Annotated in this window: 25 protein-coding genes; 9 read left to right on the top strand and 16 right to left on the bottom strand. The window is 71.1% G+C overall.

All coding sequences use genetic code 11. The features are described from left to right. Positions 1 to 6 precede the first annotated feature (6 nt). Positions 7 to 867, top strand: a complete 861-nt coding sequence (locus BKK80_RS28550; protein ID WP_071040080.1) for a LysR family transcriptional regulator — start codon at positions 7 to 9, stop codon at positions 865 to 867. 293 nt (positions 868 to 1,160) lie between these two features. Beyond that, positions 1,161 to 1,877 (top strand): Crp/Fnr family transcriptional regulator, encoded by a 717-nt coding sequence (locus BKK80_RS28555; protein ID WP_071019574.1) that lies wholly within the window; start codon positions 1,161 to 1,163, stop codon positions 1,875 to 1,877. A gap of 11 nt (positions 1,878 to 1,888) precedes the next feature. Here the strand turns inward: BKK80_RS28555 and BKK80_RS28560 are convergent, their stop codons facing one another. After that, entirely contained in the window at positions 1,889 to 3,019 is a 1,131-nt protein-coding gene (locus BKK80_RS28560) for an AGE family epimerase/isomerase (protein WP_071072249.1), read from the bottom strand. A gap of 228 nt (positions 3,020 to 3,247) precedes the next feature. On the opposite strand from BKK80_RS28560, the gene BKK80_RS28565 reads away from it, so the two are divergent. Together BKK80_RS28565 and BKK80_RS28570 are read left to right on the top strand one after the other, a co-directional pair. Continuing rightward, positions 3,248 to 3,496: a hypothetical protein gene (locus BKK80_RS28565; RefSeq protein ID WP_071019570.1), complete on the top strand. Its 249-nt coding sequence runs from the start codon at positions 3,248 to 3,250 to the stop codon at positions 3,494 to 3,496. A 295-nt stretch (positions 3,497 to 3,791) separates the two neighbouring features. Then, positions 3,792 to 4,061 carry a hypothetical protein gene (locus tag BKK80_RS28570; protein ID WP_071019567.1) on the top strand — a complete coding sequence of 90 codons (270 nt, stop codon included), beginning with the start codon at positions 3,792 to 3,794 and terminating at the stop codon, positions 4,059 to 4,061. An 81-nt stretch (positions 4,062 to 4,142) separates the two neighbouring features. Here the strand turns inward: BKK80_RS28570 and BKK80_RS28575 are convergent, their stop codons facing one another. From BKK80_RS28575 to phnG, 8 genes are read right to left on the bottom strand one after another with little or no spacing between them, the layout of a single operon-like run. After that, positions 4,143 to 4,706, bottom strand: a complete 564-nt coding sequence (locus BKK80_RS28575; RefSeq protein ID WP_071019564.1) for an MOSC domain-containing protein — start codon at positions 4,704 to 4,706, stop codon at positions 4,143 to 4,145. After that, on the bottom strand, positions 4,703 to 5,902 hold the full coding sequence (locus BKK80_RS28580; RefSeq protein ID WP_071040083.1) for an alpha-D-ribose 1-methylphosphonate 5-triphosphate diphosphatase: 1,200 nt from the start codon (positions 5,900 to 5,902) through the stop codon (positions 4,703 to 4,705). The genes BKK80_RS28575 and BKK80_RS28580 overlap by 4 nt, the downstream gene beginning before the upstream one ends. A 34-nt stretch (positions 5,903 to 5,936) precedes the next feature. Next, the gene (gene phnL / locus BKK80_RS28585; RefSeq protein ID WP_236903811.1) at positions 5,937 to 6,728 is read right to left on the bottom strand and encodes a phosphonate C-P lyase system protein PhnL; all 792 of its coding nucleotides are present in this window, start codon (positions 6,726 to 6,728) and stop codon (positions 5,937 to 5,939) included. A gap of 2 nt (positions 6,729 to 6,730) precedes the next feature. After that, the gene (phnK, locus tag BKK80_RS28590) at positions 6,731 to 7,510 is read right to left on the bottom strand and encodes a phosphonate C-P lyase system protein PhnK (protein WP_071019557.1); all 780 of its coding nucleotides are present in this window, start codon (positions 7,508 to 7,510) and stop codon (positions 6,731 to 6,733) included. Beyond that, positions 7,507 to 8,442 (bottom strand): alpha-D-ribose 1-methylphosphonate 5-phosphate C-P-lyase PhnJ, encoded by a 936-nt coding sequence (locus BKK80_RS28595; protein ID WP_071019555.1) that lies wholly within the window; start codon positions 8,440 to 8,442, stop codon positions 7,507 to 7,509. Before BKK80_RS28595 ends, phnK begins: the two co-directional genes overlap by 4 nt. Further along, a complete protein-coding gene (locus BKK80_RS28600; RefSeq protein WP_071040085.1) occupies positions 8,439 to 9,572 on the bottom strand; it encodes a carbon-phosphorus lyase complex subunit in 1,134 nt (377 codons plus the stop codon). The genes BKK80_RS28595 and BKK80_RS28600 overlap by 4 nt, the downstream gene beginning before the upstream one ends. A gap of 1 nt (position 9,573) precedes the next feature. Further along, positions 9,574 to 10,197, bottom strand: coding sequence for a phosphonate C-P lyase system protein PhnH (gene phnH, locus BKK80_RS28605; RefSeq protein WP_156811466.1), 624 nt, complete (start codon positions 10,195 to 10,197; stop codon positions 9,574 to 9,576). Between the two features lies 1 nt (position 10,198). Beyond that, on the bottom strand, positions 10,199 to 10,639 hold the full coding sequence (phnG, locus tag BKK80_RS28610) for a phosphonate C-P lyase system protein PhnG (protein ID WP_071040086.1): 441 nt from the start codon (positions 10,637 to 10,639) through the stop codon (positions 10,199 to 10,201). 277 nt (positions 10,640 to 10,916) lie between these two features. Between phnG and phnF the strand changes: the two genes are divergently transcribed. The 4 genes from phnF to phnN all read left to right on the top strand — a co-directional run bounded on the left by phnF (position 10,917) and on the right by phnN (position 14,288). Next, positions 10,917 to 11,651 carry a phosphonate metabolism transcriptional regulator PhnF gene (phnF, locus tag BKK80_RS28615; protein ID WP_071019548.1) on the top strand — a complete coding sequence of 245 codons (735 nt, stop codon included), beginning with the start codon at positions 10,917 to 10,919 and terminating at the stop codon, positions 11,649 to 11,651. 91 nt (positions 11,652 to 11,742) lie between these two features. Continuing rightward, positions 11,743 to 12,936 (top strand): alpha-D-ribose 1-methylphosphonate 5-triphosphate diphosphatase, encoded by a 1,194-nt coding sequence (locus tag BKK80_RS28620; protein WP_071040088.1) that lies wholly within the window; start codon positions 11,743 to 11,745, stop codon positions 12,934 to 12,936. A gap of 18 nt (positions 12,937 to 12,954) precedes the next feature. Then, on the top strand, positions 12,955 to 13,710 hold the full coding sequence (locus BKK80_RS28625) for a DUF1045 domain-containing protein (protein WP_071072251.1): 756 nt from the start codon (positions 12,955 to 12,957) through the stop codon (positions 13,708 to 13,710). Positions 13,711 to 13,730: 20 nt separating this feature from the next. Further along, the gene (gene phnN / locus BKK80_RS28630) at positions 13,731 to 14,288 is read left to right on the top strand and encodes a phosphonate metabolism protein/1,5-bisphosphokinase (PRPP-forming) PhnN (RefSeq protein WP_236903814.1); all 558 of its coding nucleotides are present in this window, start codon (positions 13,731 to 13,733) and stop codon (positions 14,286 to 14,288) included. Between the two features lie 63 nt (positions 14,289 to 14,351). On the opposite strand, the gene BKK80_RS28635 is transcribed toward phnN, so the two are convergent. The 7 genes from BKK80_RS28635 to BKK80_RS28665 all read right to left on the bottom strand — a co-directional run bounded on the left by BKK80_RS28635 (position 14,352) and on the right by BKK80_RS28665 (position 23,827). After that, positions 14,352 to 14,888 carry a phosphonate degradation HD-domain oxygenase gene (locus BKK80_RS28635; RefSeq protein WP_071040565.1) on the bottom strand — a complete coding sequence of 179 codons (537 nt, stop codon included), beginning with the start codon at positions 14,886 to 14,888 and terminating at the stop codon, positions 14,352 to 14,354. A gap of 284 nt (positions 14,889 to 15,172) precedes the next feature. Then, positions 15,173 to 15,967 (bottom strand): phosphonate ABC transporter, permease protein PhnE, encoded by a 795-nt coding sequence (phnE, locus tag BKK80_RS28640; protein ID WP_071019537.1) that lies wholly within the window; start codon positions 15,965 to 15,967, stop codon positions 15,173 to 15,175. A gap of 94 nt (positions 15,968 to 16,061) precedes the next feature. Then, positions 16,062 to 17,054, bottom strand: a complete 993-nt coding sequence (phnD, locus tag BKK80_RS28645; protein ID WP_071019534.1) for a phosphonate ABC transporter substrate-binding protein — start codon at positions 17,052 to 17,054, stop codon at positions 16,062 to 16,064. A 102-nt stretch (positions 17,055 to 17,156) separates the two neighbouring features. Further along, positions 17,157 to 17,990 (bottom strand): phosphonate ABC transporter ATP-binding protein, encoded by an 834-nt coding sequence (phnC, locus tag BKK80_RS28650; RefSeq protein WP_071072255.1) that lies wholly within the window; start codon positions 17,988 to 17,990, stop codon positions 17,157 to 17,159. A 270-nt stretch (positions 17,991 to 18,260) separates the two neighbouring features. Beyond that, the gene (locus BKK80_RS28655) at positions 18,261 to 20,207 is read right to left on the bottom strand and encodes a diguanylate cyclase (RefSeq protein ID WP_071072257.1); all 1,947 of its coding nucleotides are present in this window, start codon (positions 20,205 to 20,207) and stop codon (positions 18,261 to 18,263) included. A 196-nt stretch (positions 20,208 to 20,403) separates the two neighbouring features. Further along, on the bottom strand, positions 20,404 to 21,978 hold the full coding sequence (locus BKK80_RS28660) for a methyl-accepting chemotaxis protein (protein ID WP_071019529.1): 1,575 nt from the start codon (positions 21,976 to 21,978) through the stop codon (positions 20,404 to 20,406). A gap of 106 nt (positions 21,979 to 22,084) precedes the next feature. Then, entirely contained in the window at positions 22,085 to 23,827 is a 1,743-nt protein-coding gene (locus tag BKK80_RS28665) for a putative bifunctional diguanylate cyclase/phosphodiesterase (protein WP_084085549.1), read from the bottom strand. A 335-nt stretch (positions 23,828 to 24,162) separates the two neighbouring features. Here BKK80_RS28665 and BKK80_RS28670 point away from each other — a divergent pair, with 335 nt between their 5' ends. After that, positions 24,163 to 25,029 (top strand): LysR family transcriptional regulator, encoded by an 867-nt coding sequence (locus tag BKK80_RS28670; protein WP_071019523.1) that lies wholly within the window; start codon positions 24,163 to 24,165, stop codon positions 25,027 to 25,029. Positions 25,030 to 25,058 lie beyond the last annotated feature (29 nt).

Here is a 25,058-nt window from a genome sequence, read left to right on the forward strand (position 1 = left end):
TGGCGCATGCTCAATCCGGTCTGGATCCAAACCTTCGCCACCGTGGCCGCGGCCCGCAGCTTTACCGACGCCGGCCGCCAGCTCGGCCTGTCGCAGTCCTCCGTCAGCGAACACATCCGCCGCCTGGAGGAAAACGTCGGTCGCCGGCTGTTCGTGCGCGACACCCATTCGCTGGCCATGACGCCCGACGGCGAGGCCCTGCTGGTCCACGCACGGCTGATCCTGCAGGCGCTGGCGCGCGCCGAATCGCAGTTCAGCGCGCCGCGCCTGCAGGGGCGCGTGCGCCTGGGCACCTCCGACGATCTCGCCCAGGGCCCCCTGCCCAAGGTGCTGGCGGCCTTCCGCAACTCGCACCCGGACGTGGAGCTGGAGATCACCATCGGCATGACGGGCAAGCTGTACGAACTGATGGATGCCGGCACGCTCGACCTGATGATCGGCAAGCGCCGCGACGGCGAGCGCCGCGGCGTGCCGCTGTTCCACGGCGCGCTGGAATGGCTGGCGGTGCCGGGCACGGTGGCCGACCTGAGCCGCCCGCTGCCGCTGATCCTGGTGAATGAACCGAGCGTCACCCGCGCCGTCGTGCTCGACACCCTCGCCAAGGCGGGCGTACAGTGGCGCATCGTGTGCAGCAGCAGCAGCCATTCCGGCTGCGTGGCCGCCGCACGCGGCGGCCTGGGCCTGACGGTGCGCGCGCGCGACCTGGCCGGGCGCGGCCTGGTGCCGCCGGTCAATGCCGACAGCCTGCCGGCGCTGCCCCAGGTCGAGTTCATCTCGCTGGCGGCGCGGCGCCTCAGCCGCCCCGCCGAGACGCTGCTGCGCCTGCTGCAGAAGAGCGACCTGCGCGGTTCGCGGCTGGACGACTGAGGCCGGCCGCCCTCCGCCCGTGCCGGCAACGGCACCGGCCGCGCCGGCCTGCCGGTCCCTCCCCCGTCCAAACGGTTGAGGTCATCCAAAAGCATGTCACCCGATTTACCGCGCCGCCTCCAACCTCCGGCCACTGTCCCCGTGCCCACACATATCGCTTAATGGACCTATACAAGGCCGCCCGCTACGTGGCGACCCGCACAGACGGGCAGCCGCTGTCGGTGGCGTCCGCTTGGTGGCGTCCGCTGCCGATGGCGTCCGCCTTGGTCTTCAGGGGAAACGGGGAGAAGCGCATGTTGGAAACCATCGTCGACCTGTCCGGCAATCAACTGCTGAAGCGCCTGCCGGAGCGCGAACGTACCGCCCTGCGGCCCTACCTGGAGCCGGTCAACCTGCGCGCCGGACAGCTGCTGAGCGATTCGGGGCAACGCATCCGCCACGTCTATTTCCCGATCAGCGCCATGATCTCCATGCTCTCGCTGCAGGAATCCGGCAGCACCGTGGAGCTGGCCTCGATCGGGCACGAAGGCCTGGCCGGCCTGCCCGCGCTGACCGGCGGCGAGACCATGCCCAACCGTACCGAGGTACGCAAGAGCGGCGTGGCGCTGCGCATCGCCGCCGGCGACCTGCGTGCCCAGTGGCCCATGCTGCCCACCCTGCAGCGCATGACCCTGCTTTACATGCAGGCCCTGCTGACGCAGGTGGCGCAGACCGTGGTCAGCGTGCGCCACCACTCCCTCACCGAGCAGCTGTGCCGCTGGCTGCTGCTGGCACTGGACCGCGCCGCCGGCAACGAGCTCGACGTGACCCAGCAGACCATCGCCGACATGCTGGGCGTGCGCCGCGAAGGCGTCACCGAGGCGGTCGGGCGGCTGGTGCAGCTGCACCTGATCGAGCACAGCCGCGGCCATATCACGGTGATCGACCGCGCCGGCCTGGAGGGCTATTCAGGCGAGTCGTACCGCATCGTCAAGCACGAGTTCGACCGGCTGCTGAGCACGACGGCCTGAGGCAGGCCGCCTCACAGTCCTGCCGAGGGCAAGGCTCGGTAGGCGCCGAACAGGTGATAGGGCGTGGTCGACGGCATGTCGGTGCGCAGCACCTCGCCGGCCGGCCCGAGCACTTCATGCCAGCCGCCGGCGTGCAGGAACCGCGCCTCGAAGCACCCGGCCCACTCCGCCAGCGTGGCCAGCGAGGCCGTGCTGCCCTCCAGCGCCAGCGCGCGGGCGAACTCCGTCTGCGCCCAGATGCGCTGGGTGGCGTCCGTCACGCTGCCATCCGCCGCCAGCGCCGCGCCGACGCCCTGGGTGGCGGCATCCACGCCGAAGCGTTGCGCGAAGGCGAAGGCGCGTCGCAGCGAGGCCTCCAGCGCCGATCCGCCGAACACTGCCGGCGCCATCGCCACCAGCGCAAACCACTCGAACTGGTGCCCCGGCTCGATGCGGTTGCCGGGCTCGCCCTGCGGCAGCTCGGCCACGCAGCCGTTGCCCGGATCGACGAAGCGCGCCAGCACGGCCTCGCCGATCTCGCGCAGGCGCTGGCCGTACCAGGCGTCGCCGGCAATGCCATAGGCGGCCAGGTAGGCCTCGGTCAGGTGCATGATGGGGTTCTGCAGCACCGGCGCGCCGCTGTCCCCATAGCCGGCATCGAGCGCGGAACGGTACAAGCCGGCGCCGTCGGCGAAGCGTGCCTCGATCAGCGCCGTGGTGCGCGCCATCAGCCGCAGTGCCGCCTCGCTGCCGCTGCGCTTGTGGTACTCGGCGCAGGCGAACACGGCAAAGGCGTAGGTATAGAGGTCGCGCGCCCGCTCCAGCGGCTCGGCGGCCGCGTCGACGCTGTAGATCCAGCTGCCCTCGCCGTCGCCGAAGCAGGCCTCCAGCGAGGCGAACAAGGCCGCCGCGTGTTCCGCGTCGGCGCTTCCGGGCAGGCCCGCGTGGGCGAACACATAGAGTTGGCGCGCGCAGGCCATGGCACGGTAGCGCACCGGCGGCAGCGGCGCGCCGCTGCCGCCGTCGAGCGCCTCGTAAGGCAGGCGCAGGGTGGGGTTCCAGCCGGCGCCGCGCCACAGCGGCAGGATGGTGCCCGTGTAGTGGCGGACCAGGGCGTCGACGCGGGCAGCGAGTCGGGGCGGGACGGTGGATGAGGCAGGCATGCGGCGTGTGATGGACAGGGTGCGGGAGGGCGCAAGCCGGCAAGATACTGGAAATGGCGCGCCGGCGGAAGTCCGCTGGAGCCCCGCGCGCCCTGAGCCCCCCGGAGGCACCGGACGCAGGCCGCGGCCCGCCGTCGCCTTTCGCCCCGCGCCGCCGCCGTCTACATTGAAGGATGGAAGACACTCACACCGTCTGTTCCACCAGGCGTTCCCGCGCGGGAGGCTGCCATGACCCACCACCCCCTGACCCTGACCGACCGGCACCGCACGCTGGTGCTCCACGTCGTCGAAGACCACCCCGGCTCCTACTGCTGGCGCATCGTCGTGGAAGAGCGAGGCTGCGCCGCCGACTGCGACTCCACCATCGAATCGCCCGCCGCCTATCCCTCGCATGCGGAAGCCGAGGCGGCCTGCTGGGCGGCCGGCAACCGGCTGCTGGACGGCATCCGCCTGGCCGGCGAATCACGTGCCCACTGAAACGCGCGCCCGGGGGGCTGCGCAGCGACCCGCTTAGCCGCCGCTCAGTCGCCGCCTGGCGCACGCTGCGCCCGGCAACCGCCCCAAGTGGCCGGTTCGGCAGCCCGTGCGTATTGTTCTTGCACCGCGCCATGGATGCGCTAGGCTGTAAGCCTCAGGGGCGGACGCATGTCTGTGCGCTGCCCCACCTTCCCGCATGGTCCCGTGTGGGAATTCCGCCGTTCCGACCCACCGCCGGCCCCGTGCCGGCGCAGGCCGCGTCGCCCCGGACGGCTGGCAAACGTGGGAGCGCGCCATGGCCAAGCCCGTTGTCAGTCCCCAGCGCTTCGTCGAGATGCTCAACGAGCGCCTGAGCAGGCACCCCCTGTACCGGGAGGGCATGCACGTCTACGCCATTCCCCAGCACAGCCCGCGCCCGCGCAGCCTGGTCTGCGTCGGCCCGCGCGGCACCGCCGGCGTGTGCGCCACCATCGAGGTCATCGTGCGCGGCGAATGCGACGTCTTTCCGGACATCGCCCAGGAGTGGGAGCTCAACGGCCCCCGCCCCGGCAGCCTGCCGCACTGAGCCCACCGCACTGAGCCCACCGCACCGAGCCCCCCTCCAGCCAGCTTTCCCGTCACCCTTCCCGCCTGTCTCGGCGCCGTCTCAAACCCGCTCCAGCGGCCGGTGCGGCAGCGCCGGCAGCATGACTTCGATGGCATCGCCCGCGCGCACCGCGCCGCCCGCCAGCACCACCGCCATCACCCCTGCCCGGCGCACCAGCCTGCCGTCCGCATCGCGGCCGAGCACCTCCTTGAGCAGGCCGGGCCGGAACGCTTCGATCTGCGCACAGGGATTGCGCAGGCCGGTCAGCTCCAGCACGGCCTCGGCGCCAAGCCGCAGGCGCGTGCCGACCGGCAGCGCCAGCAGGTCGAGCCCCGCCGTGGCGACGTTCTCCCCCAGCGCCCCGTGCCCGAGGCCGAAGCCCTGGGCCGACCACTGCGCCAGCAGTTCGTCCGCGATCAAGTGGACCTGGCGCAGGTTGGGCTGGCTGGGATCGACCGCCACGCGCGAACGATGCTGCACGGTGACGCCGGCGTGCGCGTCCCCCTCCACGCCGAGACCGGCCAGCAGGCGGATTTCCTGCACCACCTCCTTGCTGAAGCCGTGCACGGCGCTGCGCGCCACCGCGGCCACCCGGGCATCCGGCCCGGCGCCGGCCGCCCTCACGCAGCCTCCAGCGCCACCTGCGGCCGCACCGGCGCCGCCGCCGCATAGCCGGCCGCGAACACCAGCCGGCCGGCCGACCACGTATGCGTCACCAGCGGCTGGCCCGCCACCGTCGCCACCGCGACCAGGTCGGCGCGCAGGCCTGGAATCAGGCCACCGCGGTCTCCAAGGCCGCAGGCGCACGCCGGATTGGCGGTCACCATGGCGAGCGCGCGCCACAGTGGCTGCCCGGCCTGTTGCGCGGCGGCAAAGGCCGAAGGCACCAGCGTCGACGGCTGGTAGTCCGAACACAGGATGCTGGCCACGCCGGCGCGGATGGCGTCGATGGCGCGCATCGAGCCGCTCTGGCTCTTGCCGCGCAGTACATTGGGCGCCCCCAGGATGGTCGGCAGCGCCCGCTCGCACGCGGTACGCGCCGTCTCCAGGTTGATGGGGAACTCGCTCATGCGCACGCCCAGCGCCAGCATGGCCTCGATGCGCTGCGGCGAATCGTCGTCGTGGCTGGCGGCCGGGATGCCCAGCCGGCCCGCGCGCGCCAGCAGGCGCTCGACGCGCCCGGCCACACCCTCGCGCTCCTTCAGCTTGCGCTCGGCGACCTCGCCGGCCGCTTCGCGGCTCATGCCGTGGTTGCCCATCAGGTAGGCCAGGTAGGCTTCCACCGTCTTGAACTGCCCCTGGCCGGGCGAGTGGTCCATCACCGAGATCAGGTCGACCACGCCCTCGTCCATCAACTGCTCCAGCGCCGGCACCGCGGCCGCGTCGGTCACCTCGTAGCGGCAGTGCACGCGGTTGTCGACCAGGCTGTGCGCGCGGAAGGCGGCCACCCTGCGCACGATGTCGGAGGCCGTCTGGTTGTTGCGCACGCCGGCCTCGTGGCTGGAGAAGGACAACGCATGGAAGGGTGTGGTGATGCCCGCGGCGGCATTGCGCCGATCCACCTGCGCCACGGCGAAATCGAGCGGGAACAGCACGTTGGCGCGCGGCTCGGCCTCCTTCTCGATGGCGTCGCAGTGCAGGTCGACCAGGCCGGGCAGCAGGTACTGGCCGTGCAGGTCGACCACCTGCGCGCCGCGCGGCACGGCGGATGGTGCGGGCTCGATGGCGGCGATACGGCCGTCTTCGATCAACAGGGCGCTGTCGGCCAGTTCCTGGTCCGGCAGCATCAGATGGGCATGCGTCAGGTAGATCGGTGGCATGTTCGGTTCCATGGGCAAAGGGCCGGGCGGCCGCTCAGGCGGGCCGGGCGGCGGCGGCGGCGGCGGGCACCATCGTTTCGCCCGTCGCCGGGCGCAGCGGCAGCAGCCGTGTGGCGACGGCGTCGCGCACCGCCTCGTCGTGGAAGATGCCGACCAGGCAGCGCCCCTCGGCCAGCGTCTCGCGCATCAGTTCCACCACCACCGCGCGGTTGTCGGCGTCGAGCGAGGCGGTGGGCTCGTCCAGCAGCAGGATCGGGTGGCCGCCGATGAAGCCGCGCGCGATATTGACGCGCTGCTGCTCGCCGCCGGAGAAGGTGGCCGGCGGCAGGCTCCACAGGCGGCCCGGCAGGTTCAGCCGCGCCAGCAGTGCCGCCGCGCGCTCGCGCGCGGCCTCCTGCGGCACGCCGCGCGCGAGCGCCGGCTCGGCCACCACATCCAGCGCCGAGACGCGCGGAATGGCGCGCAGGAACTGGCTGACATAGCCCACTACGTCGCGGCGCAACTGCAGGATGCGCTGCTCGGGCGCGCTGCTCAGCTCCACCCAGGCCTCGCCGGCGCCGGCCGGGTCGCGCAGGCGGATGCTGCCCTCGGTGGCCAGGTAGTTGCCATAGAGACAGCGCAGCAGCGTGCTCTTGCCGGTGCCCGAGGGACCGGCAAGCACCACGCACTCGCCACGCGCGGCGTCGAAATCGACCGCGTGCAGCACCGGCAGCCGCACGCCGCCCTGGTTGTGCAGCGTGAACAGCTTGCCGAGCCCGCGCACCTCGATCATGCGTTCGGTCATGCGCCCGGCCCCGGCCAGGGGACTCCGTACTTCGTCGTTCATGTTCAGACCTGCAGGATGGAGGAGACCAGCAATTGGGTGTAGGGATGCTGCGGATCGTCGAGGACCTGGTCGGTCAGGCCGCTCTCGACCACGCGGCCACCCTGCATCACCAGCGTGCGGTGCGCCAGCAGGCGCGCCACGGCGAGGTCGTGGGTGACGATGATGGCGGCCAGGCCGAGGTCGCCGACCAGGCGGCGCAGCAGGTCCAGCAGGCGTGCCTGCACCGACACGTCGAGCGAGGCGGTCGGCTCGTCCATGAAGACCAGGCGCGGATGCGTGACCAGGTTGCGGGCGATCTGCAGCCGCTGCTGCATGCCGCCGGAGAAGGAAGCCGGCGCGTCGTCGAGGCGGCCGAGGTCGATCTCCATCTTCTCCAGCCAGGCACCCGCCGCGGCGCGCAGGTCGCCGTAGTGGCGCTCGCCCACCGCCATCAGCCGCTCGGCGATGTTGGCGCCGGCGCTGACCTGCATGCGCAGGCCGTCGCGCGCGTGCTGGCGCACGAAGCCCCAGTCGGTGCGCGCCAGCAGGCGCAGCCGCGCGCTCGACAGCGTGGCCAGGTCGGTCATGCCCTGTTCGCGCACATCGTAGTGCAGGCTGCCCGACTGCGGCGGCGCCTGCATCGACACCGCCTGCAGCAGCGTGCTCTTGCCCGAGCCGGACTCGCCGACCACGCACAGCACTTCGCCGGGATAGAGGTCGAAGCTCACGTGGTGGCAGCCATGCACGCCATCCCAGGTGCGGGTCACGTCCCGCACCGACAGCAGAGGACGGTCCGCGCTCATGCCGCGCCCTCCCCGCCATGCATGCCCTGCGTGCCGGCCTGCGCCTGCTGGCGTCCGGCGCAGTATTCCGTATCGGAGCAGACGAACAGGCGGGTGCCGCTGTCATCCATGATGATCTCGTCCAGGTAGCTGTCGGAGGCGCCGCACTGCGCGCAGCAGGTCGACCACTTCTCGACGGTGAAGGGATGGTCGTCGAAATCCAGGCTCTTGACGCTGGTATAGGGCGGCACGGCGTAGACGCGTTTCTCGCGCCCGGCGCCGAACAGCATCAGCGCGGGGCTGCGGTCGAGCTTGGGATTGTCGAACTTCGGGATCGGCGAGGGCCGCATCATGTAGCGCCCGTTGACCGTCACCGGATAGTCGTAGGTGGTGGCGATATGGCCGTGATGCGCGATGTCCTCGTAGAGCTTGACGTGCATGGCGCCGTACTCGGACAGCGCGTGCATGGTGCGCGTCTCGCGCTCGCTCGGCTCCAGCCAGCGCAGCGGCTCCGGGATCGGCACCTGGAACACCATGATCTGGCCTTCGGCCAGCGGCGTCTCGGGGATGCGGTGGCGCGTCTGCACGATGCTGGCCTGGGCGGTGCGCTCGGTGGTGCGCACCCCGGTCACGCGCGCGAAGAAGCGGCGGATGTTGATGGCGTTGGTGGTGTCGTCCGAGCCCTGGTCGATCACCTTGAGCACGTCCTGGCTGCCGATGATGGCGGCCGTGACCTGGATGCCCCCGGTGCCCCAGCCGTAGGGCAGCGGCATCTCGCGCCCGCCGAACGGCACCTGGTAGCCGGGAATGGCCACGGCCTTGAGCAGCGCCCGGCGCAGCATGCGCTTGGTCGATTCGTCGAGATAGCCGAAGTTGTAGTGGGCGTCGCGCGCGGCGCTGTTGTCGGTCGGCGCCGGCGCGGCGGCGGCCTGGGTCGGGATGGCAGCGTTCATGCCAGCGTCTCCTCTTGCGTTGCGGCAGGCTGCGGCGCGGCGGCGGCCGGCGCCGGCGCGGCGGCCTCGCGCTCGGCGCGCAGGCGGCGCAGCAGCTCCAGGTTGGCCTGGAAGTCCACGTAGTGCGGCAGCTTCAAATGCTGCGTGAAGCCCGAGGCTTCGACATTGTCGCTGTGGTACAGCATGAACTCGACATCGTTGGCGGGCGCGTCGGCGGCTTCGCCCAGCTCTTCGGCGCGCATCGCGCGGTCGGCCAGGGCCATCGACATCGCCTTGCGCTCCCCATAGCCGAACACCAGGCCGTAGCCGCGCGTGAAACGCGGGCCGGCCTCGGCATTGCCGCTGAACTGGCTGACCATCTGGCACTCGGTCAGCTCGATCTCGCCGACGGTGACGGCAAAGCCCAGCTCTTCCACGAACAGCTCCACTTCCGCGCTGCCGTAGCGGATCTCGGCCGCGAACGGGTGCGAATTGCCGTAGCCGCGCTGGGTCGAGTAACCCATCGACAGCAGGAAGCCCTCGTCGGCGCGCGCCAGGTTCTGCAGGCGCGTGGCGCGCTCGGCCGGCAACGTCAGCGGCTCGCGCGTCAGGTCGCGCGGCGCGGGATCGCCGGCGGCCGGCAGGTCCGGCTCGATCAGCGCTTCGCGCTCCAGCAGCTCGGTCACGCGCGGCATGGCGGCCGCCAGCGGCACCTCGGCGGGCGGCAGCGGGTCGGCGACGCGCTCGGCTTCCAGGCTGAAGTCAAGCAGGCGCTGCGTGTAGTCATAGGTCGGGCCCAGCACCTGGCCGCCCGGCACGTCCTTGTAGGTGGACGAGATGCGGCGGCGCAACTGCATGGTGCCGGTATCGAGCGGCACCGTGTAGCCGAAACGCGGCAACGTGGTGCGGTAGGCGCGCAGCAGGAAGATGGCCTCGATCAGGTCGCCGGCCGCCTGCTTGATGGCCAGCGCGGCCAGGTGAGGATCGTGCAGCGAGCCCTCGGCCATCACGCGCGACACCGCCAGTGGCATCTGCTCGCGGATCTGCGCCAGGCTCAGTTCCGGCACGGCGGGATCGCCGCGCCGGTACTCGTCCAGCAAGCGATAGGAATTCAGGATGGCGCGCTCGCCTCCCTTGACGGCCACGTACATCTCAGTCCTCCATGCGGGTGGTGCGCGGCAGCGCGCAGAAGCGCGCCCCGCTGGTCAGCATCAGGTCCACGCCGAGCGGGAAGCGCGCATGGTTGGCGCGCCATTGCGCGCGCAGCCCCGGCGGCAGTCCCTCCACCTGCAGCGCCTGGCGCTGGGCGATGCCGGGACCGCTCAGGCTCAGCGCCTCGCCCTGCTGCAGCGAGGCGACTTCCAGCAGCAGCGTGGCGGAGCGGTCCGGATAGGCCGGATCGCCCTGCGCGCAGGCCGACAGGGCCGGGGCGTCGAAGCCCGCCGGCACCGCCACGAACGCCGCCGCCGCGGGCGTGTCCACCAGCGGGCACCCGCAGTGGAAACGCAGGAAATCGCGCGCGGCTGCCGGCACCTGCGCCGGCAGCCACACCGGCGTGTCGCCGTCGGCCAGCGTCAGCAGCAGCGCCGCCATGGCGGCGCCGAGACCCTGCGGCGCGCCGCAGGCGAGCGCGGGTGCCTGCACCCGCCCGGGGTGGGCCATGGCATCCAGGGCGGCACGGAACACCTGCTGCGCGTCGCCGACCGGGTCGTCGAAGCCGGCCACCAGGCCGGGACCGGCGCCACCGGGCGCCCGCAACTCCATCGTCTTGTCCATCTCAGTCCTCGCCCCTGACCATGGTGAAGAAATCCACGCGCGTCTGCGCCGCCACGGCGGCCTCGGCCGCGCGCCGGGCCGCGTGCGCCTGCGCCAGCGGCGCCAGCACCTCGGCCTCGATGCGCGCCTGCCACGACGGCAGCTGCAGCAGGGCATCCAGCACGGCTGCCTGTTCGGCATGGCGCAGGCTGCGCCCCTGCACATAGGCCACGCCGACTGCGGCGCCCTCGCTGCCCTCGCCATCCAGCGTGACGGCGCAGCGGCTGACCGTGGTCTCGCCCAGGTTGAACTGCGCTCCGGTGCCCCCGGCACGCGCGCGCACCATCGCCATGCCGCACTCCGGCCGGCGCAGGAAGCGCCAGGACGGCAGGCCGCCGGCCTCGCGCAGGCGGCCGAAAGCCGTATCCAGCGCCTCGTCTCCGGCCAGCGCCAGCACGCGCATCCAAGCCGCGCGCCCTGCCTGGCCAGGTGCCGCAGACGCCGCAGACGCCGCTCCGCCGTGCTGGCGGGGAATCCCGCTTTCGCTCATCATCACCCCTATACGTCTATACGTTTAGATGTAAAATTACCACCAACGGCAGCACTACACCATAGGCGCATGAAGCTTTGATGACGCACCCGCGGCGGAGTCGGACTCCTCGCACGGCGGCGCCACGCGGCACCGCAATGAGGCAAAATCGCACAATGACGATGAATGCTTGATGACAGAAGGCAAGGCAATGGCCGAACAAGAAGTCGAACGGGGTTCCGGCGTAGCGGTGTGGCGCCAGATCGGCGAGGCGCTGGCGCACGATATCCGCACCAAGCTGTACGGGCCGGGCGAGCAGCTCCCGCCCGAACCGGAGCTGGCGGCGCGCTTCGCCGTCAACCGCCACACCATCCGGCGCGCCATGGGCGAACTGGAGCAGAACGGACTGGTGCGCATCGAGCAGGGGCGCGGCACCTTCGTGCAGGAACACGCGATCGACTACGCCATCGGCCGCCGCACGCGCTTTTCGCAGAACCTGGCCAGCCAGGGCATGCGCGGCCACAACGAGGTCATGGAGGCGCAGACGCTGCGCGCGCCGGACATCGCCAGGCACCTGGGGCTGGCCCGCAGCGCGTCCATCCTGCGCGTGCAGACGGTGGGCAAGGCGGAGGAACGCACCATCGACGTGGCCGAGCACTACTTCGATGCCGGACGCTTCGACGGCCTCGACGAGCAGATGCGTACCACCAAGTCCATCTCGCGCGCGCTCGGCCACTATGGCATCGCCGACTACACGCGCAAGTGGACGCGCATCACCGCCACCCTGCCGAGCGCGCCGGTGGCACGCCTGCTGAACCAGCCCAAGACCCGGCCGGTGCTGCAGGTGGAATCCCTCAACGTGGACCTCGACGGCCAGCCGCTGCACTACAGCCTGGTGCGTTTCGCCGGCGACTGGGTGCAGCTCACGGTCGCCGATCCCGACTGAGCCGCCCGGCGCGGTGCCGGCAACGGCACGGCGGGCCGCCCTCACTGGTCTAGACATCTGTCTGTCATCTCTCAGCGATAACTTCGCCGGCATGGACACCTACACTTCCCAACCGACACCGCTCGCGGGCCTGACCGGCCGCCGCGTGCTGGGCGCCGACGGTATCGGCGCCGCCACCCTGCCCTTCGATGGCGGGCGCATCGCCACCGGCCGCAGCGCCGGCGCCTGCCTCGACGCCGGCGACCTGCTGGTGCTGCCCGGCATCGTGGACATCCATGGCGACGCCTTCGAGCGCGCGGTGATGCCGCGCCCCGGTGTCAGCTTCCCTTACCAGGCCGCGCTGTTCGACGTCGACCGCCAGTTGCTGGCACACGGCATCACCACCGAACTGCACGGCGTCACCCTGTCGTGGGAAGGCGGCCTGCGCGGCGAAGCCTACGCGCTGCGCATGTTCGACGCGCTGGAGCGCCAGCGTCCCTTCTTCGGCGCCAGCCATTTCGTGCACCTGCGCTTCGAGAGCTACCACCTGACCGGCATCGACACCGCGCTGGACTGGATGGCCAGCGGCAAGGTCAAGCTGCTCGCCATCAACGACCACCTGCCGGGCATGGCCAGGCGCCTGGGCGACGAGCTCAAGGTGGTGCAGTATGCCGACCGCGCCGAATGCGACAGCGACACCTTCCGCAGCCGCCTGCGCCAGGCCAGCCAGCACGCGGCCGAGGTGCCGGCGGCGATGGCGCGCCTGATCGCCGGCGCGCGCGCGGCCGGCCTGCCGGTGGCCTCGCACGACGATCCGGACCGCGCCACGCGCCAGCACTACCACCGCCAGGGCTGCGCCATCGCCGAGTTCCCGCTGACCGTGGAAACCGCCCAGATGGCGCGCCAGCTCGGCAACGACACCGTGTTCGGCGCCCCCAACGTGATGCGTGGTGGCAGCCACACCGGCGCGCCCGATGCCACCGAGATGGTCAGCGCCGGACTCTGCACCGTGCTGGCTTCCGACTACTACTACCCGGCCCCGCTGCAGGCGGCCTTCCATCTCGCCCGCCTCGGCGTGGCGAGCCTGCCGGCGGCCTGGGACCTGGTCTCACGCAATCCCGCGCGCGCGGCTGGCCTGCGCGACCGCGGCACGCTCGCGCCGGGACTGCGCGCCGACGCCATCCTGGTCGACGACAGCGTGCCAGGCTTCCCACGCGTGTGCGCCACCATCGTCGGCGGCGTGCTGCGCCACGCCACCCAGGGCTTCGGCCTGGCCGCGCCGCAGCCGGCGCGCGCCGCCGCATGAATCCCGCGTGAGAGCCACATGAAGGCCGCCATCCAGCAAGCTCACCGCTACGCCGTCTACCTGGCGCCGGCCGAACCCTTCCGCGGCATCGGCAGCCGCTGGCTGGGGCGCTGCGCCGACACCGGCGCCGCGCTGCCCGCCGCGCCGGACGGCGAGGCCCCGCCGGCAGCCTGGACCCGCGCCCCGGCCCACTACGGCCTGCACGCCACGCTGAAGGCGCCCTTCCGCCTCGCGCAGGACCGCACCCCGCCCATGCTCGACGCGGCGGCCCGCGCCTTCGCCCGCGGCCGCCAGCCCTTTGCCGCCCGGCTGGCGCTGCGCAACCTGCGCGGCTTCCTGGCCTGGTGCCTGGACGACAGCCCCGCGGGCGACGAGGGCCGGCGCCACATGCATGCGCTGGCCGACGATGCCGTGCGCGGCTTCGACGCCTTCCGCGCGCCGCCCACGCCCGAGGACACCGCGCGCCGCCGCCCCGAGCAGCTCGGCGCCGCCGAACGCGAGATGCTGGCGCGCTGGGGCTACCCCTACGTGTTCGACACCTTTACCTTCCACATCACGCTGACCGGCCAGCTCGACCCGGCCGCGCAGCAGGATGCCACCGCGCGCCTGCAACGGCTGGCGGGCGGGCACGCCGCCACGGCGATGCCGGTCGCGCGCATCAGCCTCTACGTGCAGCCCGAGCCGGGCGCCGATTTCGTCGTGGCACGCCACTATGGCTTCTCGGGCGCGGTCGAGGACGGTGCGGGCGCGGCCTGGCTGGGGACGGCGGCATGATGGGCGGCATGAAGGGTGCCATGAGCGGCGCACTGGTCTACGTCATGGGCCCCTCCGGCAGCGGCAAGGACTCGCTGCTGCGCGCGCTGCGCGAAGGCCTTGCCGATGGCGATCCCGTGCTGGTGGCGCACCGCTACATCACCCGTCCGAGCGACGCCAGCGAAGCCTCGGTGGCCCTGACGCCGGCCGAGTTCTCGCGCCGCTCGGAACTGGGCTGCTTCGCCCTGCAATGGCGCAGCCACGGCCTGCACTACGGGGTCGGCATCGAGATCGACGCCTGGATGGCGCGCGGACTCACCGTGGTGGTCAACGGCTCGCGCGAGCATCTCGGCGCCGCCCACGCGCGCTACCCTGGCCTGCACGCCGTGCAGGTCCAGGTCCGGCACGAGGTGCTGGCCACGCGCCTGGCCGCGCGCGGGCGCGAGTCCGGCGAAGCAGTGGCGGCGCGCCTGGCGCGCGCCACGCAGCCCTTCGACCTGCCGCACGGCTGCCGCCTGACCCGTCTCGACAACAGCGGCCCGCTCGAACAGGCCGCCGATGCCCTGCTGCGCCTGGTGCGCGCGCCGATCGCCGCCTGAGGGCACCGCCTGAGGGCGACGCCTGACTCCCTCCCGGCGGCGCCTGACTCCCTCCCGTGGGCCTCAGCCCGCCGCACGCACGCAGCGCGCCGCCATGGCGAGATAGTGCGGCAGCGCGGGCGTGGCCAGCCCCACCACCTTCGCCAGATCGTCGTAGCGGCGCAGCCGCACGGCAGCCAGCGCATGCGGGCCGGCGGCGAAGGCTTCGGCCTGCTGCGCGTCGAACGGACCGCCCTGCAGCGCCAGGCTGTGCTGCGAGGCCGGCGACAGACCGGCATGGTAATCCGCGTCGCGGGCGCACAGATAGCGCTTGGCGGCCACGTGCAGGCGCACCGGCTCGGTCACTTCCGCGCCGAACAACGTCGCCAGCGCGTCCGCGCCGGCTTCCTGGTGGCGCATGTCTGTGGTACTGCTTTCGGCCAGCATCAGGTGCCCGATGTCGTGCAGCAGCGCCGCCACCACCAGCGGCTCGGGCTCGCCCGCCTGCTCGGCCTGCCAGGCGCACTGCAGCGCGTGTTCGGTCTGGCTGATGGCCTCGCCGCCGTAGTAGTCGTTGCCGTGGCCGGCGAAGAGGGCTTGGATGCGGTCGAGGGTCAGCATATCGGAGGGGATGGTCATGGGGAAAATCGAAGGGATGCGCCAACGGTGCGCGCCAAGCCTGGTGTCTTGGCTCCCTTTCCCCGCATGGGGAGAGGGTTGGGGAGAGGGGTGGTTTGGCAAGGCGCCACGCATGACGAAGCCGTCGGTGTGATCCAGCACGTGAGCGCAAAGACGAAGCCGAGGGTGTGTCCAGGCCAACGTGCTCAGTCAGCGCCTGCCCTCTCCCCCGGCCCCTCTCCCGCAAGCGGGAGAGGGGTGACAACAAACGCGGTACTGGCCGCGCCTCAGACCAGCACCTTGCGGATCTGCGCGGACAGCACGTCGATCGCCGTGACGAAGGCGATCACGATGATCATCACCGCGCAGGTCTGCGCGTACTGGAAGCTGCGGATGATCTCCCACAGCACGGTGCCGATGCCGCCGGCGCCGACGATGCCGACCACCGAGGCCGAGCGCACGTTCGACTCGAAGCGGTACAGGCAGAACGAGATCCACAGCGGCAGCACCTGCGGGATCACACCGAACACGATCTCCTCCAGCGCGCAGGCGCCGGTGGCGCGCACGCCTTCGACCGGGCGCGGGTCGATCGCCTCGACCGCTTCGGAGAAGAGCTTGGCCAGCACCCCCATGGTGTGCACCCAGATCGCCAGCACGCCGGCGAACGGTCCCAGCCCGACGGCGACGATGAACAGCATGGCGAACACCATCTCGTTGATGGCGCGGCAGGCGTCCATCAGGCGGCGCACCGGCTGGTAGACGGCGGGCGGCACGATGTTCGATGAGCACAGCAGGCCCAGCGGCACCGCCATCACGACGGCGAGGAAGGTGCCCCAGATCGCGATCTGCACGGTCACCACCATTTCGTCGAGGTAGTTGCGCCAGTCGCGGAAATCGGGCGGGAAGAAGTCGGCGGCGAACTTGACCATGTTGCCGGAATCGCGCAGCAGGTCGAGCGGACGCATGTCGGCCCCCTGCCAGGACAGCGCCAGCATGGCGAGCACGATCGCCCAGACCAGCAGCAGCGGCAGCGAGGTGCGCGGCGGCCGGGCCGGCAGCTTGTTGGTGGCGGAGGAAGACATGGCGGGCCGGGGGGAGAAGGACATCGGTGGACTCGGAAAACGTGGCCGCGCGGGCCGGCCCTTGCCGGCCCGCGCGGGAAGCGGCGTTGACGCCTTACTGCGTGGCGGTGGAAGCGGCGGTTGCCTTGTCGAGTTCAGCCAGGCGGCGGGCGACGTCGGCCAGGCGCTTTTCCTTGTCGGCGGCGGCCAGGGTGGTGTCGGTTTCGATCTTCTGCTTTTCCTTGGCCAGTTCGATCTGGCGGATCGGCACCAGCTGGGCGTCGCTCGACGGACGGAAGCCCTGGTAGGTCAGCTTGGCCAGCACCTGCTTCTCGCGCTCGGCGTCGGCGCCCTTGCCGTAGTTGACGAAGAAGGTCTTGATCCTGGTCTTCAGGTCGGCCGGCAGGTCCTTGCGGTAGACCAGCGGATCGGCCGGGATCAGCGGCGACTTCCACAGCACGCGCACCTGGTCGTAGGCGTTCTTGCCGGTGTTGATGCGGTAGCGCTCCATGTTCTCGGTGTTGTTCACCGCCACGTCCACCTGCTTGTTCAGCACCGACAGCAGGTTCGACTCATGGTTGCTGATGCGCATGGCCTTGAAGAAGGTCTTCGGCTCGATCTTGTTGGCGCCCCACAGGTAGTAGCCCGGCACGGCGGTGCCCGAGGTCGAGTTCGGATCGCCCGCACCGTAGCTGAGTTCCTTGCCGCGCTTGAGCACGTCGTCCAGGGTCTTCAGGTCGCTGTCCTTGTTGACGATCAGCAGCGACCAGTAGCCCGGGTTGCCGTCCTTGTCGATCACCGAAGCGAACACTTCGCCGCTGGCGCGGTCGACCGCCTCGATCGCCGACTTGTTGCCGAACCAGGCCACCTGCACCTTGTTGAAGCGCATGCCCTCGATGATGCCGGCGTAGTCGGAGGCGAAGAAGGGCTTGACCTGCATGCCGAGCGCCTTGCTCAGGTCGTCGATGACGGGCTGCCACGCCGCCTTCAGGTTGGACGAGGTCTCGGTCGAGATCAGCCCGATGTTGATCGTCTTGCCCTCCTGGGCGGCGGCCGGCACGGCGATGGCGCTCAGGGCGAGCACCGCGAGAAAGGTTCTGCGGAACATGGTGGACTCCAGTGGGGGGATGGCAAAGGCCGAGGGACAATCGGGTGGCCGGCGGCCGTGTGCCGCCGGCCGCGCGGGACGCCCGCGGGCGTCCCGCCAGGTTCAGGCGGCGACCAGGCCGGGCACGGCTGGCATCGCGCCGGCGCCGGCCGGCGCCGAGGGCTCGAGCAGCTCGGCGGCCTCGGTGCCGTACAGATCGCGCAGCATGGCCGCGCTGAGGGCTGCCGACGGGCCGTCGTAGACCACCTTGCCGTGGCGCAGCGCGACCACGCGCGGGCAGTAGCGCATGGCCACGTCGACCTGGTGCAGCGACACCACCACGGCCGTGCGGCGGCTGCGGTTGATCTGCGCCAGCAACTCCATCACGCGCCGCGCGGATTCCGGATCCAGCGACGCGATCGGCTCGTCGACGAGGATCACGCGCGCGTTCTGCACCAGCGTGCGGGCGATCGCGGCGCGCTGCTGCTGGCCGCCCGACAAGGTCGAGGCACGCTGAAATGCATAGTCGTCTATACCAACCTGGGCAAGCGCTTCCAGGCCGGCATCGATCTCCTCGTTGCGGAAGAAACGGATCAGGCTGCGCCACAGCGGAATGCGCGGCAGCATGCCGGTCAGGACGTTGGTGATCACCGGCAGGCGCCCGACCAGGTTGAACTGCTGGAAGACGAAGCCGATCTCGCTGCGCACCTGCCGCACATCGCTCGCCAGGCGCCCGCCGCGCTGCACGCAGCGGCCGTTGACGAGCACCTCGCCGTCACCGGCATCGCCCTGGGCAAAGCCGGCCACGTGGCGCAGCAGTGTGGATTTGCCCGAGCCCGAGGCGCCGAGCAGCGCGACCATCTCACCCGGCGCCACGGTCAGCGTAACGTTGTCGAGCGCCTTGCGGTCTGCGCGAAATGATTTAGACAGGCCGCGCACTTCGATTGCATGCGTCATGCCGCTTCTCCTTGCTTGAACGGTGCGCAGATTCTGGCCGGTGCGGATGACAGAACGATGAAGCCGCGCGGCGAAGGCGTTCGACGCATGGGCGCCGGGAAAACGAGGCACCTGCGCCACCCCGCCCCGTCCGCCGCGTCACGCCGGCATCACAGAGTCGTCACCGCTCCGTCACTCAGCCGCCATCGAGCCGCCATCGAGCCGCCATCAAGCCGTCGACGCGGATTCACGCGCGTTCACGCCAGCGCCGCGTCACGGCGCCTCAGCGCCTCAGCGCGCGGCGGCCTGCAGCGTATCGCCGGCCGACGCACGCCCCCTGCCGGCGGCCTTGGCGCGGTAGAGATTGTCGTCGGCGCGGCGCAGCAGGCTGGCCAGGTCGTCGTCGCCCCGCAGCACCGCCACGCCCACGCTGGCACCCAGCCTGGCCTCGCCCTCCGGCAGCGGGAACGGCTGCCGCGCCGCCTCCACTACCTTGGCGGCGAACAGCAGCGCATCCTGTTCCGCCCGCATGCCTTCGAGGATGGCCGCGAACTCGTCGCCGCCGAAGCGCGCGGCCTCGTCGCCGGCGCGCAGCGCAGCGCACAGCCGTTCGCCGAACACCTTCAGCACGAGGTCGCCGGCGGCGTGGCCATGGGTGTCGTTGACCGCCTTGAAGTGGTCGAGGTCGACGAACAGCAAGGCCAGCGTATTGCCCGTGGCGCGCGCCGCGCGGATCGCCGCTTCGGCGGTGCTTTCGAAGCCCGCGCGGTTCAGCAGGCCGGTCAGGTGGTCGGTCAGGCTGGCGCGCAGCAGCCGCTCTTCCTCGCGCTTGCGTTCGGTGATATCGGACAGCACCGCATGGAAGCCGACGACACTGCCACTGCCGTCGCGCTGCGGCAGATAGGTGCTCTCGACGTAATGCTTGACACCGTTGCGCATGCGCGCGCGCTCGAACACCACGCGCTCGCCCTGCAGCGCCAGCCGCACGTGCATGGCGATATCACGGTACTCGGCGTCGCCGAGGAAGGCGTGCAGCGTCTTGCCGATGACCTCGCCGCGGCCGACGCCGAAGCCGCGCTCATACGACAGGTTGACGAAGCGGTAGACCTCGTCGCGGTCGATATAGGCGACCAGCCCCGGGATGGCATCGGCCAGCGCGCGCAGCGTGGCCTCGCTGCGCGCGACCGCGTCGGCATTGGCCTTGTCCGCGCTGATGTCGCGGATCACCGCCGAGAAGCGCTCGATGCGGCCGCTGTCGTCATGGTGGGCGATGATCATCTCGCTGGCGGCAAAGGGCGCGCCGCCGCCCAGCATGGTGGTCTCCCCCAGCCACATGCCATGCCGGCCGGCATGCGGCAGGATCTCTTCGGCCAGCCGCCGCATGGTCTCGGGCGGATGGAAATCGGCATAGCTGTGCCCTGCCAGCGGCGCGGCCGCGCCGAGGCCCGCGCGCCGTCGGCCGGCCGGATTCAGGTAGATCAGGTTGCCGCGCGCATCGAGCTGGGCGAAGAAGTCGGACGAAGCGTCGAAGATCTCCAGCAGGTGGCGCCGTTCGCTCTCCGCGCTCTCGCGCGCCGTCACGTCCTCGATGGCGCCGACGAAGCCGCGGAAGGTCCTGCCCAGCATCACCGGCCAGCTGCTGACCGCGATCGCGCGCACCTCGCGCCCGCGGCCGTGCTCGATATGCTGGAGCGCCCGGTAGGGGACGCGCCGGCTGACCGCGTGCTGCCAGGCGTCGCGCACGCCGGCCCGCTCCTGGGGCACCAGCAGGTCGTCCCAGTGCAGCGTACTGCCGGCCTCCAGGCCCGTGATGCGGCGATAGGCTTCGTTGACGCTGACGGTGCGCCCCTGGGCATCGGTACGGAAGTAGCCCAGCGGCGAGGCGTCGATGATGGCCGTGGTCACGCTGCGGCGCGTCTCCAGCTCGTCGAGCAGCGCGTCGAACTCCACCGTCAGCGCGTGCACGATCTCGCCGCGGGGCGGGACGTCCTGCGCGCCCGGACGCGGCACCGGGTCGGTGGAATCGCGCGTGGCCATGATATGGCGGATGCCGCGCCGGAGCCGGTCCAGCGATGCCGTGATCCAGCCGCACGCCAGCCAGGCCAGCAGCATCGACAGCGCCGTGCCGCCCAGCACGCCGGCCATGGCCGGCGGCTGCCAGACCGCCGTCGCGGTCAGCAGCAGCGCGCTCGTGGCGCCGGAAAACACGATGATGCGGCTTCGGATCGACCAGGGCATGTGAGGAATTCCGCGGCAAGCGCCACGGGAGCCGCGCGCGCCGCGCGCCACACCGTGGCAGGCGACTAGCCTACGTCGATTCCGGGTCGAAAGGAAGCCACCGCCCCCCCAGGCGCCGGGACGATGGGGCGGAAACAAGGAGAAAGCGGGAGAGCGCCCGGCGCGGCGGCCGCTGCCGCCCCCTCCGCGCCGCGCCTCAGTGCGCCACCATGAACACGTTGACGCAGTCCTCGAGCTGCTGGGCCTGCCGCTCCAGCCGCGCCGCGCCTTCGGCGGCCTGCTCGACCAGCGCCGCGTTGCGCTGCGTCAACTGTGCCACCTGCCCCACCGCGCGGTCGATGTGGCCGATCTCCTGGCTCTGTTCGCGGCTGGCGCCGGCGATGGCCATCACGCTCTCCATCAGCTTGCCGACGGTGTCCTCCACCCCGCCCATCGACGCCCCCGCCGCGTCCGCCGCGGCGCCGGCAAGCCCGATCGAGCGGCTCGAATCGTCCAGCAGCTGCTTGATCTCGCGCGCCGCGGCGGCGGTCCGCTGCGACAGGCTGCGCACCTCGCCGGCCACCACCGCGAAGCTGCGCCCGCCCTGCCCGGCGCGCGCGGCCTCGACCGCCGCGTTGAGCGCCAGGATATTGGTCTGGAAGGCGATGCCGTCGATCATCGAGGCAATCTCGCCGACCTTGAGCGACTGCCGGCCCAGCGCCTCGGCCAGCCCGACCACCTTGCGCACCTCGCCGTTCGCCGCCGCGGCGGCGGCCGCGGCCTGCCGGGCGGCGTCGCGCATGCCGTCGGCGCCGCTTGCATTGCGGCGCGCGCTGGCCGTGATCTGCGACAGGCTGGCGGTGGTCTGCTCGACCGTCGCCGCCTGCTCCTCGTTGCGCTGCGACAAGTCCGCGTTGCTGTCCGCCTGGCTGCGTGCCGCGGCACGGATGACGTCGGCGGCGCCGCGCGCGTCCAGCAGCACGCCGACCAGGCGCGCATTCATCTGGTTCAACACGCGCCCGAGCAGGCGCGTCTCGGCATCGCCGCGCTCGGGAAAGCGCTGCTGCACGCTGCCGCTGGAGACCGCGAAGGCGGTCGCGTTGAGCTGCTTGAGCGGCAGCAGTACCTGGTGCGACAGGTAGGCGGCGGCCCCCACGCCCAGCGCGGCGCCCGCGGCGAACAGCGCCCAGCCCACGGCGCCGTGCGCCGCGCCGCCCGCCCCGGGGAAGGCGGCCCACAGCGCCTGCGCCAGCATGGCCAGCACCAGCGCCAGCATCACGCCCCACAGGCGCACATGGACCGGGCTGCCCAGCACGCGGCCGGCCAGCCCGGCCAGACCCGTGCGCCTGACCTCGCCGCCGCGCAGCTCGAAGGTGCGGTCCCGGCCGGCGCGGATCTTGCGGTAGAGCGCATCCGCCGCCCGCACCTGCGCCGGCGTCGGGCGGGTCCGCACCGACATGTAGCCGACCTTGCGTCCGGCGGCGAACATCGGCGTGACGTTGGCCAGCACCCAGTAGAAGCCGCCGTCGGCACGGCGGTTCTTGACCACGCCGGTCCACGGGCGGTCGGCCTGCAGCGTGCGCCACATGTCGGCGAATACCTTGGCCGGCATGTCGGGATGGCGCACGATGTTCTGCGGCGCGCCCAGCACCGCCTCGCGGGGGAAGCCGCTGCTGCGCAGGAAGGCCTCGTTGGCATAGGTGATGCGGCTCTCGGTATCGGTGCGGGTGACGATCACTTCACCGTCCGGCAGCACGTACTCGTTGTCGTTGATCGGTAGGTTCTCGCGCATGGTCTTGCCTGTGGGTAGATATCCGCGCGCTTCTTGCCGCCGTCGGCAAGCGTGATCCGGGACCAGCCGCCTCCGGCGCGCGCGCGGTGCGGACTGGCGGCGGGCCCTAGCCGGCCCCGCCTTCGCCCGCGCCGCTCGTCTTCAGGAAATGCAGCAGCTCGCCGATCGGCATCGGCCGCGCCAGCGCGAAGCCCTGCGCGTACTGGCAGCCCTCGGCCTCGAGGAAACGCAGTTCCTCGCGCGTCTCCACGCCCTCGGCGATCACGCCCACGCCCAGCGCCGAGGCCAGGTGCAGGATGGCGCGTACGATCTTGCCCGCGGACGCGCCCTGGCGGATGCCGGCGATCAACTGGCGCGCGATCTTCAGCGAGGCGAGCGGGATATGCCCGAGGTAGCCCAGGTTCGAGTAGCCGGTGCCGAAATCGTCGATATAGATGTCCACGCCGGCGCGCGTCAGGCTTTCGAGCGCCGCGGTGGAGCCGTCGTCCTGCGCCACCAGCGCGCCTTCGGTGATCTCGATCTTGAGCGCGCCCGCGGGCAGGCCGGCGCGTGCCAGCAGGGCTTCCAGCTTGCCGCTGAGACCATGCGCATGCAGTTCGTCGGCCGGCATATTGACCGACACGCTGAACGGCCGGGCCAGCTCGGCACGGGTGCGTGCAAGGTCCTGGCAAGCGCGTTCGAGCACGAAATCGGTCAGCTTGCCGCCGAGCCCGAGATCGTGCACCACCGGCAGGAACTCGGTCGGCGGCACCGGACCGAGCGTGCGGGAATTCCAGCGCACCAGCGCTTCCGCTCCGACCGCCTGCCCGTTGCGCAGGTCGAACATCGGCTGGTAGGCCACCCACAGCTCGCCGGCGCTGAAGGCGCGCCGGATCGCCTGGTAGATCTGGTGGTAACGCTCGGCGTTGCGCTTGAGCGTGGGCGAGTAGTGCTTGGTGCGGCCGCGCCCTTCCCGCTTGGCTTCGTAGAGCGAGATGTCGGCCTGCTTGAACAGGGCCTTGCTGTCGCCGCCATCGTCGGGAAAACGGCTGACGCCCATGCTGGCGCCGACATAGAGCGTCATGCCGGGCAGCACGATGGGCGCCTCGACCTGGTCGGAGATGCGCTGCAGCAGAGCCTCGCGGTCGCCTTCGGTAAGCGGCCCGGCCAGCGCGATGGTGAATTCGTCCCCGCCGAGCCGCGCCACGATGTCGCTGCCCCGCACCGCGCCGGCCAGGCGCGCCGCCACCTTGACCAGCACCTGGTCGCCGATGTCGTGGCCCAGCGCATCGTTGATGCCCTTGAAGCGGTCGAGGTCGATCAGCACCAGGGTCACGCCCTGGCAGCGCTCGCTGCTGGCCGACAGCAGGGCGTCGAGACTGTCGAAGAAGCTGGCGCGGTTGTGCAGCTTGGTCAGGTCGTCGTAACAGGCCAGTTCGCGCAGGCGGCGCTCGGCCTCCAGCCGGAAGGTGACGTCGCGCCCGGCCGACACATAATGGGTTATCCGGCCCGCAGCATCACGCAGCGGCGTGATCACTTTCTCTTCCGAAAAGAGAGAACCGTTCTTCTTGCGGTTGAGGAAAATTGCTTCGAAAGATTTACCGGAGGCAATCACCGACCATAATTCCCGGTAGAAATCGTCGCCCATCTCGCCCGATTTCAATATCGCCAGGCTTCGCCCTACGGCCTCAGCGCGGGAATAACCTGTCAGCTTCTCGAAGGCGTGGTTCACATAGATAACACGCCCGTTCGGCTCGGTAATGACAATCGAATCGCCCGCCTGCTCCATGGCGAAGGCGTAGAGCGAAAGATTATCAGTCGCGCAGGCCGGACCGCACCGCCCCGTTTCACCGGCACACCTGAGCTGCATCGCCACCTGACCCCGTCTTGAAAACCCGGGGAAAATACGCAGCGCCGCGCCCGCCCCCGGGTGAGCCCGCACCAGAAAAAAATGGGCTCGATATTTTATTCAATAATCCGACCCCACGCGCGCCCGAAACCCCATGACAAGTGCCTCGCGCGACATTTCAGCGCGCGCAAACGTCATTTATGCGGCACCTGGTTCTGCGCCCGGGTCGCCGCCCTCCGATACAAGCCGGCCGAATAATTGTATTGATTTAACTCAAGCCGGATCCGGGCCAGTATGTGTATAGTCGCGCCCCGTGTAAAGCAATATAAATTGATACGGAGGCAGTAGCTCTACTTATGGCTCGCAGACCCACCATCGAGCAGCTGCGCATGTTCGTCGCCGCCGCGGAACACCACAGCTTCACGCTGGCCGCGCGCGCGATGCACAAGACGCAGGCGGCCGTCAGCATGCAGATGCGGCAGCTCGAAGAGATCGCCGATGCCAGGCTGTTCGAGCGCGGTGCGCGGCAATCGATGCTGACCGGGGCCGGCGAGGCGCTCTATGCCTATGCCAAGGAAATGATCTCGCTGGAGGACGAGGCCTGGGGCGCGCTGCGCGACAGCGCCCGGGCCCGCCTGCGCGTGGGGGCGCCCGAGATCTACCTGCCGCTGCTGGCCGAGGTGCTGCGGACCTTCGCCGAGAGCCGGCCGGAACTCTGCATCGAACTGGTGTCCGCCTCCACCCTTCAGCTTGCCCAGCGCCTCAAGGACGGCCGCCTCGACGCCGCCATCGGCGTACGCGGCCGCTATCTGGACGGCGAACTGCTGTGCCGCCAGCCGATGCGCTGGGTCTCGCACAGCTCGGCCGCCGAGATCTGGCTGCGCTCGCCGCTGCCGGTGGCGCTCTACGAGCCGGGCAGCACGGCCCGCACCCATATGCTGGACGCGCTGCAGCGGACCGGCGTGCGCCATCTCTGCGTGCATGAAAGCAATTCGGTGACGGGCGTGCTGGCCGGCGTGCATGCCGGCACCGCGGTGGGTGCGGTGCCGGCGCAGGCCGCGGTCGGCCCGGTGCGCCTGCTCGGCGCCTTCGACGGGCTGGCGGAAATCGAGCCGCTCGACATCATCGCCGCGGCGGGGCGGGACCCTGCCCCGCCGGCGCGCCGCGACTTCCTCGACGCGCTGGCCACCGCCTCGCGGCACTGGGACATCACGCTCCAGTAACCGCCGCCGCGCCTCGGGACACCTCGGGA

This window comes from Cupriavidus malaysiensis, from assembly GCF_001854325.1.
Lineage (GTDB): Bacteria > Pseudomonadota > Gammaproteobacteria > Burkholderiales > Burkholderiaceae > Cupriavidus > Cupriavidus malaysiensis.

Coding starts and splice junctions, on each gene's coding strand:
- BKK80_RS28550 (WP_071040080.1), top strand. CDS start 7: ATGCTCAATCCGGTCTGGATCCAAACCTTCGCCACCGTGGCCGCGGCC.
- phnD (WP_071019534.1), bottom strand. CDS start 17,054: ATGTTCCGCAGAACCTTTCTCGCGGTGCTCGCCCTGAGCGCCATCGCC.
- BKK80_RS28570 (WP_071019567.1), top strand. CDS start 3,792: ATGGCCAAGCCCGTTGTCAGTCCCCAGCGCTTCGTCGAGATGCTCAAC.
- BKK80_RS28625 (WP_071072251.1), top strand. CDS start 12,955: ATGAAGGCCGCCATCCAGCAAGCTCACCGCTACGCCGTCTACCTGGCG.
- BKK80_RS28660 (WP_071019529.1), bottom strand. CDS start 21,978: ATGCGCGAGAACCTACCGATCAACGACAACGAGTACGTGCTGCCGGAC.
- BKK80_RS28655 (WP_071072257.1), bottom strand. CDS start 20,207: ATGCCCTGGTCGATCCGAAGCCGCATCATCGTGTTTTCCGGCGCCACG.
- phnL (WP_236903811.1), bottom strand. CDS start 6,728: ATGAACGACGAAGTACGGAGTCCCCTGGCCGGGGCCGGGCGCATGACC.
- phnK (WP_071019557.1), bottom strand. CDS start 7,510: ATGAGCGCGGACCGTCCTCTGCTGTCGGTGCGGGACGTGACCCGCACC.
- BKK80_RS28580 (WP_071040083.1), bottom strand. CDS start 5,902: ATGCCACCGATCTACCTGACGCATGCCCATCTGATGCTGCCGGACCAG.
- BKK80_RS28555 (WP_071019574.1), top strand. CDS start 1,161: ATGTTGGAAACCATCGTCGACCTGTCCGGCAATCAACTGCTGAAGCGC.
- phnC (WP_071072255.1), bottom strand. CDS start 17,990: ATGACGCATGCAATCGAAGTGCGCGGCCTGTCTAAATCATTTCGCGCA.
- phnG (WP_071040086.1), bottom strand. CDS start 10,639: ATGCGCGTGCTGGCGCTGGCCGGAGACGAGGCGCTGGATACGGCTTTC.
- BKK80_RS28600 (WP_071040085.1), bottom strand. CDS start 9,572: ATGTACGTGGCCGTCAAGGGAGGCGAGCGCGCCATCCTGAATTCCTAT.
- BKK80_RS28565 (WP_071019570.1), top strand. CDS start 3,248: ATGACCCACCACCCCCTGACCCTGACCGACCGGCACCGCACGCTGGTG.
- BKK80_RS28595 (WP_071019555.1), bottom strand. CDS start 8,442: ATGAACGCTGCCATCCCGACCCAGGCCGCCGCCGCGCCGGCGCCGACC.
- BKK80_RS28560 (WP_071072249.1), bottom strand. CDS start 3,019: ATGCCTGCCTCATCCACCGTCCCGCCCCGACTCGCTGCCCGCGTCGAC.
- phnH (WP_156811466.1), bottom strand. CDS start 10,197: ATGGACAAGACGATGGAGTTGCGGGCGCCCGGTGGCGCCGGTCCCGGC.
- BKK80_RS28620 (WP_071040088.1), top strand. CDS start 11,743: ATGGACACCTACACTTCCCAACCGACACCGCTCGCGGGCCTGACCGGC.
- phnN (WP_236903814.1), top strand. CDS start 13,731: ATGAGCGGCGCACTGGTCTACGTCATGGGCCCCTCCGGCAGCGGCAAG.
- phnF (WP_071019548.1), top strand. CDS start 10,917: ATGGCCGAACAAGAAGTCGAACGGGGTTCCGGCGTAGCGGTGTGGCGC.
- BKK80_RS28670 (WP_071019523.1), top strand. CDS start 24,163: ATGGCTCGCAGACCCACCATCGAGCAGCTGCGCATGTTCGTCGCCGCC.
- BKK80_RS28665 (WP_084085549.1), bottom strand. CDS start 23,827: ATGCAGCTCAGGTGTGCCGGTGAAACGGGGCGGTGCGGTCCGGCCTGC.
- phnE (WP_071019537.1), bottom strand. CDS start 15,967: ATGTCTTCCTCCGCCACCAACAAGCTGCCGGCCCGGCCGCCGCGCACC.
- BKK80_RS28635 (WP_071040565.1), bottom strand. CDS start 14,888: ATGCTGACCCTCGACCGCATCCAAGCCCTCTTCGCCGGCCACGGCAAC.